Genomic DNA, 16432 nt, shown 5'->3' with positions numbered 1-16432 from the left:
TGAGCAAATCGAAATCAACATCAATGGCGGTGCAAATGACAGTACAGATCAGTCGTGCACCGATTCATCCTTGTTCTGCGCCGCACCGCGATAAGCGTCGCGCACCCGGATCAGGTGGGTGCGCATGGCGTCGGAGGCCTGTTTCGGATCGCGCGCCTTCAGGGCCGTGAGAATGTCGCGGTGGTCCTGCAGGCTGCGTTCCAGCGTGGCCGGAATGCGCGAGGTGATGGTGCGGCTTTTCTTGCCGAGCATGTAGAGGCTGCCAGCGATGCTTTGCAGGAAAGGATTGTCGCAGGCCTCGATGATGGCTTCGTGGAATTCCACGTCGGCGGCGGCGAAGGCGGCCGGGTCGCTCAGCAGGCGCGCTTCGTCGTCGACGTTGCGCGTCAGGCGCTCGAGTTCTTCTTCCGCCATGTGGGTGGCGGCCAGCGCGGCCACGCCGGTTTCGATGATCAGGCGCGCGTCGAACAGCGCTTCCAGCGTGCCGGCGTTGAGGTCGATGATCATTTCCAGCGGCTCGAGCAGCTCACGTGTTTCAAGCTTGCCGACGAAGGTGCCTTCACCCTGGCGGATGCGCAGCAAGCCGAGCAGCGCCAGGCCGCGGATCGCTTCGCGCACGGCCGGACGGCCGACGCCAAGCATGGCCGCCAGTTCGCGCTCCGGCGGCAATTGCTGGCCGGGCTTGAGCAGGCCGCTGCGGATCATGGTGAGCAGGCGTTGCGCAACTTGCTCGGAAATGGATTTCTGGACGATGGGATCGAAGGACATGGAGTCTGCTTGAGTGCCTGTTATATGTTCTGGGCGCCGAAGGATGCGCAGGGCGGTGCGGGTATATGGTAAGACCTTTGGGTATGCAGAGAATAGGTGCGGGTCCGGGGCCTGTCAAGCGAGGACTTTCCGCAATGGTCAAACCTTTTTCATGTGTGCTTGCCGGCGATTGTTGACGAGAAGACAAGCCAGCATGCCGGCCCGCTTTTTCTCCTTTCCCTCCACTTACATGCCGATACAAATGCGAAGCGCGAACTGCGCTAGCATGAGGCCTTTGTTTCACAGCCACCCGCCGCCTCCATGTCCGCCCAACCTGCTCCGCGCTCACCTGCAAAATCCTCCCGCCCCGACCTGGTCAACGGCCCCATCGCCACCACGCTGCTGATGTTCGCCTTGCCGGTACTCGGCAGCAACGTCCTGCAATCGCTGAACGCCTCGGTCAATGCGATCTGGGTCGGCCACTATCTCGGCGAGGCGGCGCTGACGGCGACCTCGAACGCCAACATCGTCCTGTTCTTCCTGCTCGGCGTGGTGTTCGGCATCAGCATGGCGACCACCATCCTGGTCGGGCAGTCCATCGGTGCGAGCGACATCGACCGCGCCAAGCGCGTGGTCGGCACCGGCGCGAGCTTCTTTGCGACGCTGTCGATCCTGGTAGCGATCGCCGGCTACATCTTCACGCCGCACATCCTTACGCTGATGCAGACGCCGGCCGACGCCGCCCCCTATGCGATTGCCTACCTGCGCATCATCTTCGTTGCGCTGCCGATGATGTATTTCTATAACTTCATGATGATGACGCTGCGCGGCGCGGGCGATTCGCGCACGCCGTTCTATTTCATGCTGCTGTCGGTGGGACTGGATATCGCGCTCAATCCGCTGCTGATCTTCGGCCTCGGCCCGATTCCGGCGATGGGGATTGCCGGCTCGGCGTTGGCGACGCTGATCGCGCAATCGGGCAGCCTGCTGCTGATGATCGCCTTCCTCTATCGCCGCAGGCATTTCCTGGCGCTGCACAGCAATGAACTGAATTACCTGAAACCAGACCTGGCGATCCTGCGCGCGCTGGTGACCAAGGGCCTGCCGATGGGCTTGCAGATGCTGGTGATTTCATCGTCGGCGCTGGTGATGATCAGCCTGGTCAACGGCTACGGCTCGCAGGTGACGGCCGGTTACGGCGTGACCTCGCAGTTGTGGACCTATGTGCAAATGCCGGCGCTGGCGCTGGGCGCGAGCGTGTCGTCAATGGCCGCGCAGAATATCGGCGCCGGTCGCTGGGATCGCGTCACGCGCATCGCCACCATCGGGGTCGGCTACAACTTCCTGCTGACCGGCGCGCTGGTGGCCTTGCTGTATCTGTTCGATCACGCGGCGCTGGGCCTGTTCCTGCCGCATGAGGGCGAAGCCATGGGTGTGGCGCGCCATATCAACAATATCGTGGCGTGGTCCTTCGTGCTGTTCGGCGTGACGATGGTGCTGTTCGGCGTGGTGAGGTCAACCGGCGCGGTGATGGCGCCGCTGGTGATGCTGTTCATCGCGATCTGGCTGGTGCGCCTGCCGTTTGCGAAGTGGCTGATCCCGACTTATGGCGCGGAAGCGATCTGGTGGAGCTTTCCGCTCGGCAGCGTGGTGCTGATCGTGCTGGCGGTCGCGTATTACCGCTACGGCGGCTGGCGCAAGGCGCACATGCTGTCGGTGCAGCCGCGCGGCCTGGCGCCCGACACTGGCATGGCGACGCCCGCCATGACCGCTGTCGACCACAAGGTTTAGCTTAGGGCGCGCTGGCCTGGTCCAGCTGGCTGATGGCGGCAGCGTCCAGCGACAGGCGCGTTGCGGCGATCAGCGCATCCATCTGTTCCAGCGTGGTGGCGCTGGCGATCGGCGCCGAGATGCTCGGACGCGCAATCAGCCACGCCAACGCCACGGCGGCCGGCGTGCTGTCGTAGCGTGCGGCGACGGCATCGAGTGCGTCGAGGATGCGCAGGCCACGCGGATTCAGGTAGCTTTGCGTCTTGCCCCCGCGGGTGCTCTTGCCGAGATCTTTTTCGGAGCGGTATTTGCCGCTGAGGAAACCGCTGGCCAGCGAGTAATAGTTGATGACGCCGATTTTTTCCTTGAGGCAGTACTGCTCAAGATTGTTTTCAAAGTCGGCGCGTGAATACAGGTTGTATTCCGGCTGCAGCGTCTGGTACAGCGGGTAGCCATGTTCACGGCTGAGCTTGCGCGCTTCTTCCAGACGGTCGGCGCCGAAGTTGGATGCACCGATCAGACGCACTTTGCCTTGCTGAACCAGTTCGCCATAGGTGTGCAGGGTTTCTTCCTGCGGCGTGTTCTTGTCGTCGGTGTGCGACTGGTAGAGATCGATGTAGTCGGTTTGCAAACGCGTCAGCGAGTCTTCCACCGCACGCCTGATGTAGGCCGGCGACAGGCCGATCTTGCCGTCGCCCATGTCCATGCCGACCTTGGTGGCGATGACCAGCTTGTCGCGCTTGCCGCTTTGCTTGATCCATTTGCCGATGATGGTTTCGGATTCGCCGCCCTTGTTGCCGTTGGCCCAGCGCGAATAGACATCGGCGGTGTCGACCAGGTTGAGGCCGGCATCGACGAATTTGTCGAGCAGGGAAAACGAAGTCGCCTCATCGGCGGTCCAGCCGAACACATTGCCGCCGAACGCCAGCGGCGCAACTTCAACGGCCGAATTGCCGAGTTTGCGATGTTGCAGTTGATTGCCATTTTTGTCAGTTGTACCAGTCGTACCAGTCGTACCCATTGCATGCACTCCATGTCACCGAGGAACAATGATTCTATGCCTGATCCGTTTTTGCTGCCGGAGCCCGCCCAGGCTCTATACTTACAACTTGTCAGGTCCTGATTTTCAGTCGCGATCTCCGCTTCAATACCGTACGACTCCTCTGCTTTATCTCCGATGGAAATTGTCTTTACCGTTCTGATCCTGCTGCTGGCCGTCGCCGTTTCCGGCGTGGCGGCGCGCCTTGTTCCTTTCAAGATCCCGCTGCCGCTGTTCCAGATCGGCCTCGGCGCTGTGCTGGCGCTGCCGCTGTTCGGCCTGCGCATCAGCTTTGACCCTGAGCTGTTCTTGCTGCTGTTCATCCCGCCGCTGCTGTTTACCGACGGCTGGCGCATGCCCAAGCGCGAGTTCTTCCGGCTGGCGCAACCGATCCTGGCGCTGGCGCTCGGCCTGGTGCTGTTCACCGTGGTCGGGGTCGGCTACTTCATCCACTGGATGATTCCGGCCATCGCGCTGCCGTCTGCATTCGCGCTGGCGGCGGTGCTGTCGCCGACCGACGCCGTCGCGGTGTCGTCCATCATCGGCAAGCGCCGGCTGCCGTCCACCATGCAGCACGTGCTGGAAGGCGAAGCGCTGATGAACGACGCCTCCGGTCTGGTGGCGTTCAAGTTCGCCATCATCGCGGTGCTGTCGGGCACCTTCTCGCTCATCGACGCCGGCATCAGCTTCACGCTGATCGCCATCGGCGGCATCGCGGTCGGTCTGATCGTGGCCTGGGGCTTCGGCCTGGTCCGCCGCAAGATCATCGAATGGAGCGGCGACGAACCCGGCATCCAGGTCGTGCTGCTGTTGCTGATTCCGTTTTCGGCTTACATCTTCGCCGAACACTTCGGCCTGTCCGGCATCCTGTCCGCGGTCGCCGCCGGCATGCTGATGCCCTACATCGACACTGCCGGCGCCGAATCTGCCGCCACGCGCATGCAGAGCCAGAGCATGCTGACTATGCTGGAGTTCGTCTTCAACGGCATGTCCTTCATCCTGCTGGGCCTGCAATTGCCGGCCATCGTCAGCCTCGCGCATCTCGACGCCCAGGTCGCCGGCAACGTGCCGGTGTGGCATCTGTTCGCCTACATCGTCGCGATCACGGTGGCGCTGATCACGCTGCGCTTCTTCTGGGTCTGGTTCAACCTGCGCCTGCGCCGCTTCTCCAACGCCGTGCGCGGCCAGCGCGCCAGACAGCGCTATTTCGACGTGCGCCTGATCAGCATCACTTCGCTGGCGGGCGTACGCGGCGCGATCACGCTGGCCGGCGTGATGTCGATTCCGCTGCTGATGCCGAACGGCCATGCCTTCCCGGCGCGCGACCTGCTGATCTTCCTGGCCACCGGGGTGATCGTGTGCTCACTGCTGGCCGGCAGTTTTTTACTGCCATGGTTGCTGACCGGTCTCAAGCTCGATGCCGACAAAGAACGCCGCCGTACGGAAGAAACCATGGCGCGCCTGCGCGTCTCGGAAGCGGCGGTGCGCTGCATCGAAGAAGCGCAGGAGCGCCTGGGCGTCGACATGGACCAGGAAGAACTTGCCCTGCTGACAGAAGTCAGCGGTCGCCTGCTGGCGACTTATCGCATGCGCATGGACGCCGAAAGCGGCACCGAGGAAACCCACCGCACCGCCAATCGCGTCAAGCACTTCGAACGTGAACTGCGGCTTGAAGCGATCCGCGCCGAACGCCGCGAAGTCCATCACCTGCGGGCCGAGCAGCAGATCAACGACGAGACCTTCATCGCGTTGATCAACCAGATCGATCTGGCGGAAACCTGGCTGATGGGGTCGCTCAACGCGGCGCATTAAGCAATGAAATGAAAAAACGGCGTCACGCTGATTGCGATGACGCCGTTTTCTTTTATAGCGGAAGAATCAGTTCGCTTGTGACGCCAATGCGTTGCTCAGATCGCCGATAGGCGTGCCGCCGTTGGCCTGGATCGCCTTGTCGCGCAGTGCGATGCCGTCGAGCACCGGCAAGGACCAGCGGCGTGTGATGAAGCGCAGCACCGAGCTGGTGTCGTACAGGCTGTTGTCGACATAGCCCTTCTTCGCATAAGGCGACACGATGATCGCCGGGATGCGCGTACCCGGGCCCCATTTGTCGGCCTTCGGCGGCGCGGCGTGATCCCAGAAGCCACCGTTTTCGTCATACGTCACGACGATCAGCATGTGCTTCCATTGCGGGCTCTGGCGCAGCTTGTTGACCACGGCGGCAATATGCGCATCGCCCGATGCGACGTCGGCGTAACCGGCGTGCTGGTTCAGGTTGCCTTGCGGCTTGTAGAACGACACGGCCGGCAGCTTGCCGGCGGCGGCATCCTGCAGGAAGCTGGCGTCGAAGTCCTTCAGATGCTCGGCGCGGTAAGCGGCGTTCTTCACCGGATCCATGTTGGCGAAATAATTGAACGGTTGGTGATGGAACTGGAAGTTCGGCGTCGGCGACGGGAACTTGCGGTCGCCCTGCGCCACCTTCAGCGTCGAATTCCAGGCGCCGGCGTACCAGGCCCAGCTCACGCCCTTGCCGCTCAGCAGGTCGCCGATGTTCTTCTGCGTTTGCGGCGGCAGCGTCGATGCGCTGTTCGGATCGGCGTAGAGCTTGGCGGCGTCGCTTGCGGGTGCAGCGACATTGCTCGGCTGATAGGCCGGCTGCATGGTGTTGACGGCGTAATACATGCCCTTGTCGTCCGCCGGCGTCAGCGTGCCGTCGTTGGCGTATTTGGGCGCGCCGCCGAGCACCGATTTCGGCGTGCTCGGCGCCGGCGTCAGACGTACGAAATTGCCCTGCGCATCGAACTCGACTTTGGAGATGCCGCCCTTGGCCGGCGACTTGTCGGCGTTGGGATATTGCGGCGTGCAGGCGCAGATCAGGTATTGATGGTTCTGGAACGAGCCGCCGAAGGAGCCCATGAAGAAGTTGTCGGCCAGCGTGTACTCTTTCGCCAGCTGCCACATCGCCATATTGCTGCCGTCGTAGTAGCCCATGGACAAGCCGCCGGCATCGGAATAAGTGGCGAACCTGTCGTTGCGGCCGCCGTTGATCTGCATCTGGTTGTTGTAGTAACGATGCACCAGGTCGCGCGTGACGACGGAAGCTTCCAGCGCCACGCCGTCCTTGCCGTCGATCTGGAACGGCTTGTTCGGCATGCCGGCCGACTGCGCCTGCGTGATCACCTTGCTCTGGCCCGCCGCGGTCATGCCGCCCCAGGTCGGCGGCAGCACCGGCAGCACGGCGCCGTCGACATCGACTTGCGGCAAGTATGCGCCCTTCGACGACGGGTTCACGCCGGGAATGCCGTTGGCGCCGGGGAACAGGCCGTACAGGGTATCGAAGCCGCGGTTCTCGGCGTAGATCACGACCACGGTGTCGATGCTGCGCACGGCGGCGTCATCGCCAGCGATGTTGGCGTTGCCGCCGCATGCCGAGAGTCCTGCTGCAATGGCAACGGCTAAAAGCGACAAACGCATTGGCTGGCTGAAAGACTGGCTAATTTTGGCTCGCATGGATATTCTCTTTTTTTATTGACTCGGAAAGGATGAGGCAGGATACAACCGACAGGAACACGATGCTAGCCGAAAAATATAACTACAGAATGACATTGCAGTGCAGCGTCCGTTTCTTCATCGACAAGTCACAGAGTTTTGCTATCCTGCGCGCATGAAAGCCATCCCCATCCTCGCCGCGCTGGCGGCAGTTGCCTTTGTTGCGCTGCGATTCGACAGCCAGTCCCCCGCCGTTGCGGCTTCCGGCGATACGGTTCCTGCCTACGCCGGCGCAGCCTACGCGCCGCAACCGGGCCGCCGTCCCAGCGTTGAGGAAATGACCGCGCTTGGTCGGGCCATGTTTTTCGATCCGTCGCTGTCAGGTTCCGGTCAGCAATCGTGCGCAACCTGCCACAGTCCCGACCATGCATTCGGTCCGCCCAACAACCTGTCGGTGCAGCTTGGCGGCAAGGACATGAAGACTGCCGGCACGCGCGCGGTGCCTTCGCTGCGCTATCTGCAAAACGTGCCGCCGTTCAGCGAGCACTTCCACGATGACGACGGCGACGACAGCATCGATGCTGGCCCGACCGGCGGCCGCACCTGGGACGGCCGCGCCGATTCGGCGCACGACCAGGCGCGCATCCCCTTGTTGTCGCCGCACGAAATGGCCAACGCTTCGCCTGCTGAAGTGGTCGCCAAGCTCAGGCGTGCGCCCTATGCCGCGCAGTTCCGCGCGACCTTCGGCGAGACCATTTTCGATGACGGTGCACGCGCCTTCGAGGCGGCGCTGATGGCGTTGGAAGTGTTCCAGGAAAGCCCGGCCGACTTCTATCCCTACACCAGCAAATACGACGCCTACCTGCGCAAGCAGACGTCCCTGAACGCGCAGGAATTGCGCGGACTCGCACTGTTCAACGAGCCGACCAAGGGCAATTGCGCGTCCTGCCACATCAGCGAAATTCTGCCCAATGGCGCATTCCCGCAGTTCACCGATTACGGCCTGATCGCCGTGGGCGTGCCGCGCAACAAGAAGATTCCGGCCAACAAGGATCCGCGCTATTACGACTTCGGCCTGTGCGGACCGGAACGCACCGACTTCAAGGACAACCCGGAGTATTGCGGCCTGTTCAAGACGCCGACCTTGCGCAACGTCGCGCTGCGCGGCAGCTTCTTCCACAACGGCGTGTTCCACACGCTGCAAGAAGTCATGGAGTTCTACGTCCAGCGGGATACCAATCCGGAGAAGTGGTACCCACGCAATCGCGATGGCAGCATCCGCAAGTTCGACGACCTGCTGCCCGCGCATTTTCCGAACGTGAACGTGGAAGCGCCGTTCGACCGCCAGCCCGGCGACAAGCCGGCGCTCAGCGATGCGGAGATCAAGGATGTGATTGCGTTTTTGAAGACGCTGACGGACGGCTACAAGCCGTAGTGAGCAACTGACTGGATGTTAACGACAAAAACCCGCCGCGGCGGGTTCTTTACTACAGTCGAAAACAATCAGGCGGTCGTGCTGATGGTGGTGCCGATGACTTCGCCGTTGGAATTGCGCGAGGCCTGGCGCGCTTGCGCCTGGCGGGTTTCTTCCGCACGCTGTTCGTCAATGCGGCGCTGGGCATTTTCAGCGTCCTGACGCGCCTGCGCGCGACGTGCTTCGTCCAGGTTGCTGACCGATGGACCTGTGTCGGGAGAGCTGGAAACGGCACCAGGCGAACTGGCGGTAATTGCGACGTCCATATTGATCACCTTTCTAACCAGATTTCAAAGCTGCCCGGCGTCTTGGAAAGCACGGACAGGACTTCATCTTACACCTTTGAAGCGAGACGCCAAGTCGCCCAAGAGAATTGGTTACAAACCCGGATTGCCCGATTGGCAACGGATTGCGGCCGCCCCGCGGCCTCTTTCAAGATTCAATTCGACGCCCGCGAGAAGACAGTTCCAGGCGTCTCGCCTCAAAGCCTGACGACATAAGGACATTCCCGCACGGAAATTGATATTTAGCCATCTCACCGTCCGCGGTGAAGCTGAATACCCGCCACGAAAAGCCTTCTTTCCATTGCGGCAACATCAGGAAAAATCTGAGGGCTGCGCAACAACATGCTTGCCTCAGTGCGTCGCCTTGACCTCCGATTCTTGTCTGTGTGCGCCGACGATCAAAGCGCCGGAACGCGCTTCTGAAGTCGCTTCTTTACACAGGTTTCAAGCACAGAAATTGCTTGTATGATGAGACCGCCATCCGCCCAAGCACCAAGGAGATTCCTCCATGCCCACGTCCCTGATTTCCGGCCTGCCGTACATGCCGTCGCTGCATCCGGTCAATGCCTATTCCATGCATCACCTGAAATATGCGCTGGATGATCTGGTCTCTCCCGGCGACATCCGCACTGATTGCACAGATTCAGCCTTGCCCGGCACGCTGTCGGCCTGTCGCCTGGTCGGCGGCGGTGTGATGGTGATCGCCGCCTTGCCGGCCGGCTGCACCGTGCGCCATGAGTGGGAGCATGTCGCCGGACTGGAATCGAATGACGTGCTTGCCAGCATCGTGCTCGAAGGCAGCGGCCGTGTATCGCAGAACGGCATCGATCTCGACTTCAATACGGGCGACGTGTTCTATCGCAAGGCGCGCATGCCGTCGACGGTGCAGAACACGACCGATTGCCGCTTTGTGTTGCTGCGATTTTCCTTCAGCCGCTTCAACGGCGCCCACACCAGCCGCTTCGAACGCTTCATGCCGACGCTGGCGCGACGCGATTCACCCTTGCGCAGCACGCTCTGGCACTACGCGCACGAAGTGCTGCCGGCGCTGGCCGGCGATCATTCGACCAGCACCATTTATCACGCCGAACAGGCCTTCGTGTCGCTGCTGTCGGCGGCCTATGCCGAGTCGCAACACGCCGCGCCCGATGCCCTGCCCGCTCCCGCCCGACAAGAGATGCGCTGGGAAACCCTGATCAGCACGCTCGACGCCATGCTCTGCGAGCCCGACCTGAGCGTCACGCAATTGTCCCAGGCGCTCGGCATTTCTCCGCGGCTGGTACATCGATTGTTCGCCAGCCACGGTCATCGCTACAGCAATTACCTGCTGGAGCGGCGGCTGGAGCGCGCCCACGCCGACCTGTGCAACCAGGCCTGCAGCAAGCTGTCGGTGTCGGATATCGGCTTCCGGGTCGGCTTCAACAATGCCAGCCATTTCAGTCGCAGCTTCCGCCATCGCTACGGTGTGCCGCCGTCGGCCTTGCGCAGTGCAGCACCGGCCCAGGCCTGATCCGCAACACTTCAGCGGCGCGTGCAGACATGCCGTTGTGCGCGCAGGTGTCAGTCGTAAAGGGTCGACGCGTCTAATCTTGTCTCACTTTATTTAAAGGGATAAGACAATGATTGACTCAGCCAAGGAAGATGTTTCCAGCCAGGCGTTGCGCCGCATGTCGGGCGCGCTCGATTACGGTAACTGGACGCCGCGCGAAAAGATTGCACTGTCCTGCAACATCCTCGCCGCCGAGGGTCACTCGGAAACCCTGGCCGGCCAGATCACGCTGCGCCAGCCCGACGGCACCTTCCTCACCACACCACTGGCGCAAGGCTTCGACGAACTTGACGCCGATGCGGTGATCCGCATCAACGACAAGCTGGAGGTACTGGAAGGCAAAGGCGTGCCCAACCCGGCGATCCGCTTCCATCTGTGGGTGTATGCGCGCCGCAGCGACGTCAACTGCATCATCCACACGCATCCGCAATATGTCTCCACGCTGAGCATGACCGGCCAGCCGCTGGTGGTGGCGCACATGGATGCCACCCCGTTCCACGACGACTGTGCGTTCCTCGCCGAATGGCCCGGCCTGCCGATTGCCGACCAGGAAGGCGAAATCATTTCCGCCGCGCTGGGCGACAAGCGCACCATCTTGCTGGTCAATCACGGCTTCCTGGCGGCGACCTCCAGCGTGGAGGAAAGCCTGTACCTGTCCGTGCTGATCGAGCGCGCAGCGCGCAACCAGCTGCAGGCGATGGCCGCCTACGGCACGCTCAAGGAACTCGATCCGGCGCTGGCGAAGGAGTCGCACGACTTCCTGCTGTCGCCCAGCATCGTCAAGGCCAGCTTCGCGATGTTCGCGCGCCGCGTGCTGCGGCAACGCGGCTGACCGAGCCTGATCGCGTCAGCCACATCCTCCAGAATTCCGCTCAGATTTAGCTCAGTTTCAGATAACCGGGAGCCGTCCATGTCCAGTTCCATTCCAAAAAAAAAGCCGCGCCGCGCGATCGTGTTCCTGTCGAGTTTCATCGGCACCGCGCTTGAGCAATATGACTTCCTGCTGTACGGCACCGCCGCCGCGCTGGTGTTCAACAAACTGTTCTTCCCCACGCTCGATCCGCTCACCGGCGCCCTCGCCGCCATCGCGACCTACGCCACCGGCTATGTCGGCCGTCCGCTCGGCAGCATCCTGTGCGGCTATCTGGGCGACCGCTACGGCCGCAAATCCATCCTGTTGGCGACCCTGATCGCCATGGGCGTGGCCTCGACGCTGATCGGCCTGTTGCCGACCTACGCCAGCGCGGGCATCTGGGCGCCGACGTTGCTGTGCCTGTTGCGCCTGATCCAAGGCATTGCGCTGGGCGGCGAACAAGGCGGCGCCATTCTTATCGCCGTCGAGAACGCACCGAAGGCAAAACGCGGTCTGTTCGGCAGTTGGAGTTCGAGCGGCGGCATGGCGGGGCTGGTGCTCTCGACACTGGCTCTGTCGCTGACCGCCAAGCTGCCGGAAGCCGATTTCCTGAGCTGGGGCTGGCGCCTGCCTTTCCTGTTCAGCATGGTGCTGGTGGTGATTGGCGTGATTGCACGCACGCGCCTGCCGGAGTCGCATGAGTTCGAAGCGGCAAAGCAGGCCGGCACAGTCAGCAAGACGCCGTTGCGTACATTGGTGCGAGACCACAAGAAACAGATCCTGCTGGCCTCGATCGCGCGTGCCGGCGAGATCGCCTGGCCGATCAACGTATTGGTGTTCACGACCGCCTATGCGGTGAGCCAGCTGAAGATCGGCAAGCCGATGATCCTCAACGCGATCCTGATCGGCGCCTGCATTTCGATGTTCGGCAACACCTTCTTCGCCGCAGTGTCGGATCGCATCGGCTATCGCCGCATGTACATCATCGGCACGCTGTGCGCCGCAGCCTGTGTGTGGCCCTACTTCGCACTGATCAATACGGCGCAGCCGCTGCTGGTCGGCCTGGCGGTGGCGATCGCGCTGGGCGTCATCCATCCGATGATGTACGGCCCGCAAGGCGCGCTGTTCGCAGGGCTGTTCGGCACGCGCGTGCGCTACAGCGGCGTCGGCATTGCCCATCAGATCGGCGCGCTGGTCGGTGGCGGCATCACGCCGGTGTTGTCGTCGCTGCTGCTGGCCAGGAGCGGCGGCAGTCCGTGGATGGTGGCCTTGCTGATCACCGTGTTCTCGCTGATCGCCGCGCTCGCGGTGAAGGCCATGGGCAAGGAAATCGCCGAACATGCGGGCGACGAAAATCGCGACGCCGTACCCGGTTTTTCCAGCGCGGCGCCGCTGGGTCAAGGCAGCGCCGGACGTTGAAGCAGAGAATGTTCGTCCATGAAAAAAGCCCGCAAGTCGCGGGCTTTTTTTGTTCAATGGCAATCCGGCACGTTCTGATCCAGGTACACCTCGAAGGCCACGGCATTGCTCCATTTCTTCTTGAGCGCCGCCCAGAAGTCGCCACGTGACCATTCAGCGGCGGTCTGCCTGAAGTAGGCAACCGCTGTGCTGTCAGCGGCGGCGATCTTGATCATCAGCGCTGAACGGCTTTGCGCCGGCAACTGCGCGGAGAACTTCTTCCACTCGGGCAGCTTGAGCAATTCTTTGAGCATGGTGTCGTCGTGCACGGCGGCGTCGCACTGGCCGATGCGCACCGCCAGCAACGAGTCGGCCGGCGCGCGCATGACCTTCTCGATGGCGCCGTAACGCGCGGCCATCTGGCCGACATACGATCCGCCTTCGGACAGGCAGACGGTGCGGCCCTTGAGTTGTTCCCACTTCCGGATATCGGTATCGGTGCGCATGATGGCCATCGCGCCGGCGCTGTAACCGGTCGGGATCAAGACGCTGCCGTCGGCGGCGACGCCGCTGCGCGCGGCGCTCTCCTCCACCGTCACCAGGGCGATATCGGAACGCGCGCCTTTCAGGGCTTGCGCCGCCTTGCCGTCGCCGCTGTTGCCGGCATTGCGCACGCTGTCGAGCTTGAGGTTCAGACGCTTGGCGAGGTCTTCGGCGAGGATGCCGTCGACGCCCTCAGGCGTGCGGAACTTGGCGCCCGCGGTATAGGCCGGCGGCACGTAATCCTGCCCGATGCGCAAGACCCCGCGCGCTTTCGCGTCGTCCAGCAAGCCGGCTTGCGCGCCCGTGGATGCGCTCACTGCCAACATGAAGGCGGACAGGCGCAGCAAGAAGACGGACGGCGTATTCATCGGAATCAGACGTATTGATAGCGCAGCAAGCGATGCTTGAGGTTTTCAAGAATCACCTGATCGATCAACGCAGCAAGGATAGCGATGGTCAGGATGTTGGTCATCACCCCGACCATGTCGGCGGTCTCACCCGAGTACGCCAGTGTGCGGCCCAAACCCTTGCCGAAACCGATCAGCATCTCGGCCGAAATCAGCGCGCGCCAGGCATTGCCGAACGCCAGTTGCGCGCCCGTGATCAACTCAGGCATGACGGCCGGCAGGTACACGCGGCGCAGCATGCCGAGGCGCGAGGCTCCCATGACGCGTGCAGCCGAGACATGCACTTGCTGCACGCTTTCGGTAGCGTTCATCACCGACAAGGCCGCCGGGAAAAACGCCGCGATCGCGACCACCACGATGATCGGCAGATTGCCGAAGCCCATCAGGATCAGGAACAGCGGCACCCACGCAATCGAAGGAATCGACTGCAGGATGATGATGGCCGACTTGAGCACTTCGCGGAAGAAGAACAGCACCGCGCCGATCAGGCCGAAGCCGATGCCGAACAGCAGCGCCGCGCCGTAACCGCCGCCAAGGCGCGTCAGGCTGCCCCACAGCGCGACCCGGAAAGCGGGCGTCTGCACCTCATCCCACAGCCGCGCCAGCACGGTCGGCACGCCCGGCATCAGGAAGTCCGGCAAGGACCATGCGGCGATCTGCCACATCAACAAAATGAAGGCGATCGCCAACACCATGGCGAGTTTTTTACGGTAACCGGTAACGCGACGCTGAGAGCTCATAAATTGGAACGGAGTGAAACTGACTAAAACTCAGTAGAAATGCAATGGCCGACGAAGTCGTCGGCCGAAAAAATAGTGCTCCACAAACGCATCGTAATGCGGTGGAAAGCGTAGCGAGCGCGTCGAGTTCTGATCGAGAGGCGCAACCGTGCAGGCGCACGGTGAGCATCGCAGATCGGAAATCGGCGCGCGCAGCAGCTTTACACGGATTACAACTTCCTGTCTTTTTGCCAGGTCAGGTCTACGATGCTGCGCACCTCAAACGGCTTGCCGTCCTTGGTCTTCAGCGAACCCTGGGCTTGCAGGATATCGGCGATTTCCTGCATGCGGTTCTGTTCTTTTTCGTTCAGCTTGGCGTTGAAGGTCTGGCTCTTGATGGCGTCGCGGATCACGTCTTCGCGCAGCATTTCGCCATGTTTCAAAGTCTTCAGCGTCGGCTCGGCGATGAAGTAGCCGGCGATCAGCTTGGCCGCTTCGGCCGGCTTCTTCTTCAGCAGTTCGATCGCATCGCGTTGCGCATCGAGCGACTTCCACACGGCGGCGCGGCGGTTCTTCAGGGTTTCACCGGATGTGATCACGACCATGCAAGGGAAAGGCCAGACTTCGCCGATTTCATAGACTTGCTTGACCGGTGCAATCAGTTGCGCGATGCGCGCTTGCGGCTCGAACAGGAAGGCCGCGTCGACGCGCTTGCCGACCAGCGACTGCACCGCCACTTGCGGGCTCACGCCGAGCACGTTGACGTCATCTGCCTTGAGGCCGGCATCGCGGAACACCACGCCCTTCAACACCACGTCGGCGGTGCTGCCTTCGGCTTGCGACGCCAGGGTCTTGCCCTTGAGGTCCGCTACTTTGTTGATGTGCGCATCTTCACGCGCGACGATGGCGTGGTAGCCGAGCTGGGCACCGCTGACCACCTTGAGGTCGGCGCCCTTGGACGCCCAGGCGACCGCATTGGTGAAGCCGAACACACCGCTGTCGAGCTGGCCGCCGACGATGGCCTTGATCAGGTCGGTGCCGGATTTGAATTCGATCAGTTCGACGTCAAGGCCGTACTTCTTGTACAGGCCGGCTTCATAGGCCGCCATCGCCTGCGCATCGTCCATGACGCGCAGGTAGCCGATCTTGAATTTTTCGAGCGCCATGGCCGGTGTGGAAAACACCAGCGCAGCGGATGCCAGCAGCAGCAAACTTTTCAGTTTCGATTTCATATCCCAACCCCTTCTATTGTTTTAGCAAACTCGTCCTGTTCGGCGTGGATGCCGAGCAGGCAGAGAATTTCCCGACGGATCGCCGAGAACTCCGACAGATCATGCGTCTTTTCGTGATGCACCAGATTGAATTCCTTGAGCACGGTGGCCGGACGCGCGCTGAACACCAGGATGCGGTCGGCCAGGAACAAGGCCTCGTCGACGTCGTGCGTGACCAGCAACACGGTCGGCGCCTTGCCCTGCACTTCCGAACGGATCAGGGTGCGCAATGCGTCCTGCAAGGTCATGCGTGTGAGCGCATCGAGCGCGCCGAACGGTTCGTCCAGCAGCAGCGCCTTCGGTTGCGAGATGAAGGCGCGCGCCAGCGCCGCACGTTGGCGCATGCCGCCGGAGACCTGATGCGGATAGTAGGTTTCGAAGCCCGACAGGTTGACCTTGGCCAGCCATGCGCGCGCCTGGGCGGCGGCGGACTTCTTGTCGACGTTCTGGAACTCGAGCGCCAGGGCCACGTTCTGCTCCAGCGTCAGCCACGGATAGAGCGCGTTTTCCTGGAACATCAGCGTGCGTTCCGGATGCGGACCGGTGACCGGCTGGCCGTCGGCCAGGATGGAACCGGAGCTCGGTGTTTCCAGGCCGGCGGCGATGTGCAGCAGCGTCGACTTGCCGCAGCCGGACGGCCCGACCAACGCGACCAGTTCGCCCTGCTCGATGTCGCGGCTGAAATCGTCGATGACGTGCAGGCCGGAAAAACTCTTCTGAATGTTTTTAAAAGATAGCTTCATGAATGCAATGCGGAGTAAGCGAGTCGCCGATGCGTTGCACTGAAGGCAACTTTGCACGGACTTTCAGACGGTAGGTTGCGACTCTACTGGCATCGTGCTTGCCGGACAACAATTTAAAAGACGTATGCTTATATGAAAAACAAATAAGC

14 protein-coding genes are annotated in these 16432 nt (G+C 62.0%); 6 read left to right on the top strand and 8 right to left on the bottom strand.

The genetic code is table 11. The annotated features are described in order from the left end of the window. Positions 1 to 48: 48 nt before the first annotated feature. Positions 49 to 768: a FadR/GntR family transcriptional regulator gene (locus ACIROY_RS10715; protein WP_402273388.1), complete on the bottom strand. Its 720-nt coding sequence runs from the start codon at positions 766 to 768 to the stop codon at positions 49 to 51. A 300-nt stretch (positions 769 to 1068) separates the two neighbouring features. On the opposite strand from ACIROY_RS10715, the gene ACIROY_RS10710 reads away from it, so the two are divergent. Continuing rightward, a complete protein-coding gene (locus ACIROY_RS10710) occupies positions 1069 to 2538 on the top strand; it encodes an MATE family efflux transporter (RefSeq protein WP_402341536.1) in 1470 nt (489 codons plus the stop codon). Between the two features lies 1 nt (position 2539). On the opposite strand, the gene ACIROY_RS10705 is transcribed toward ACIROY_RS10710, so the two are convergent. Next, on the bottom strand, positions 2540 to 3538 hold the full coding sequence (locus ACIROY_RS10705) for an aldo/keto reductase (RefSeq protein ID WP_402341534.1): 999 nt from the start codon (positions 3536 to 3538) through the stop codon (positions 2540 to 2542). A 156-nt stretch (positions 3539 to 3694) separates the two neighbouring features. Between ACIROY_RS10705 and ACIROY_RS10700 the strand changes: the two genes are divergently transcribed. Then, the gene (locus ACIROY_RS10700; RefSeq protein WP_402341532.1) at positions 3695 to 5368 is read left to right on the top strand and encodes a Na+/H+ antiporter; all 1674 of its coding nucleotides are present in this window, start codon (positions 3695 to 3697) and stop codon (positions 5366 to 5368) included. A 66-nt stretch (positions 5369 to 5434) separates the two neighbouring features. Here ACIROY_RS10700 and acpA read toward each other — a convergent pair whose 3' ends face one another. Beyond that, positions 5435 to 7063, bottom strand: coding sequence for an acid phosphatase (gene acpA, locus ACIROY_RS10695; protein WP_402341530.1), 1629 nt, complete (start codon positions 7061 to 7063; stop codon positions 5435 to 5437). 154 nt (positions 7064 to 7217) lie between these two features. On the opposite strand from acpA, the gene ACIROY_RS10690 reads away from it, so the two are divergent. Next, the gene (locus tag ACIROY_RS10690) at positions 7218 to 8477 is read left to right on the top strand and encodes a cytochrome-c peroxidase (RefSeq protein WP_402341528.1); all 1260 of its coding nucleotides are present in this window, start codon (positions 7218 to 7220) and stop codon (positions 8475 to 8477) included. 68 nt (positions 8478 to 8545) lie between these two features. Here ACIROY_RS10690 and ACIROY_RS10685 read toward each other — a convergent pair whose 3' ends face one another. After that, positions 8546 to 8782 carry a hypothetical protein gene (locus tag ACIROY_RS10685; RefSeq protein WP_402273406.1) on the bottom strand — a complete coding sequence of 79 codons (237 nt, stop codon included), beginning with the start codon at positions 8780 to 8782 and terminating at the stop codon, positions 8546 to 8548. Positions 8783 to 9308: 526 nt separating this feature from the next. Here ACIROY_RS10685 and ACIROY_RS10680 point away from each other — a divergent pair. The 3 genes from ACIROY_RS10680 to ACIROY_RS10670 all read left to right on the top strand — a co-directional run bounded on the left by ACIROY_RS10680 (position 9309) and on the right by ACIROY_RS10670 (position 12621). Further along, a complete protein-coding gene (locus tag ACIROY_RS10680) occupies positions 9309 to 10310 on the top strand; it encodes a helix-turn-helix domain-containing protein (protein ID WP_402273409.1) in 1002 nt (333 codons plus the stop codon). Positions 10311 to 10419: 109 nt separating this feature from the next. Further along, the gene (locus tag ACIROY_RS10675; protein WP_116433657.1) at positions 10420 to 11181 is read left to right on the top strand and encodes an aldolase; all 762 of its coding nucleotides are present in this window, start codon (positions 10420 to 10422) and stop codon (positions 11179 to 11181) included. Between the two features lie 78 nt (positions 11182 to 11259). Further along, positions 11260 to 12621 (top strand): MFS transporter, encoded by a 1362-nt coding sequence (locus ACIROY_RS10670; RefSeq protein WP_402341526.1) that lies wholly within the window; start codon positions 11260 to 11262, stop codon positions 12619 to 12621. 53 nt (positions 12622 to 12674) lie between these two features. Here ACIROY_RS10670 and ACIROY_RS10665 read toward each other — a convergent pair whose 3' ends face one another. The 4 genes from ACIROY_RS10665 to ACIROY_RS10650 all read right to left on the bottom strand — a co-directional run bounded on the left by ACIROY_RS10665 (position 12675) and on the right by ACIROY_RS10650 (position 16283). Beyond that, entirely contained in the window at positions 12675 to 13511 is an 837-nt protein-coding gene (locus tag ACIROY_RS10665; protein WP_402341524.1) for an ABC transporter substrate-binding protein, read from the bottom strand. 5 nt (positions 13512 to 13516) lie between these two features. Then, a complete protein-coding gene (locus tag ACIROY_RS10660) occupies positions 13517 to 14290 on the bottom strand; it encodes an ABC transporter permease (RefSeq protein WP_402273419.1) in 774 nt (257 codons plus the stop codon). A gap of 209 nt (positions 14291 to 14499) precedes the next feature. Further along, positions 14500 to 15501: an ABC transporter substrate-binding protein gene (locus ACIROY_RS10655; RefSeq protein ID WP_402341522.1), complete on the bottom strand. Its 1002-nt coding sequence runs from the start codon at positions 15499 to 15501 to the stop codon at positions 14500 to 14502. Next, positions 15498 to 16283, bottom strand: a complete 786-nt coding sequence (locus tag ACIROY_RS10650) for an ABC transporter ATP-binding protein (RefSeq protein ID WP_402341521.1) — start codon at positions 16281 to 16283, stop codon at positions 15498 to 15500. Before ACIROY_RS10650 ends, ACIROY_RS10655 begins: the two co-directional genes overlap by 4 nt. Positions 16284 to 16432 lie beyond the last annotated feature (149 nt).

The organism is Herbaspirillum sp. NPDC101396, assembly GCF_044767365.1.
In the GTDB taxonomy this organism is placed as follows: Bacteria; Pseudomonadota; Gammaproteobacteria; order Burkholderiales; family Burkholderiaceae_D; genus Herbaspirillum.
This window is presented reverse-complemented; position numbering and strand designations above follow the sequence as displayed.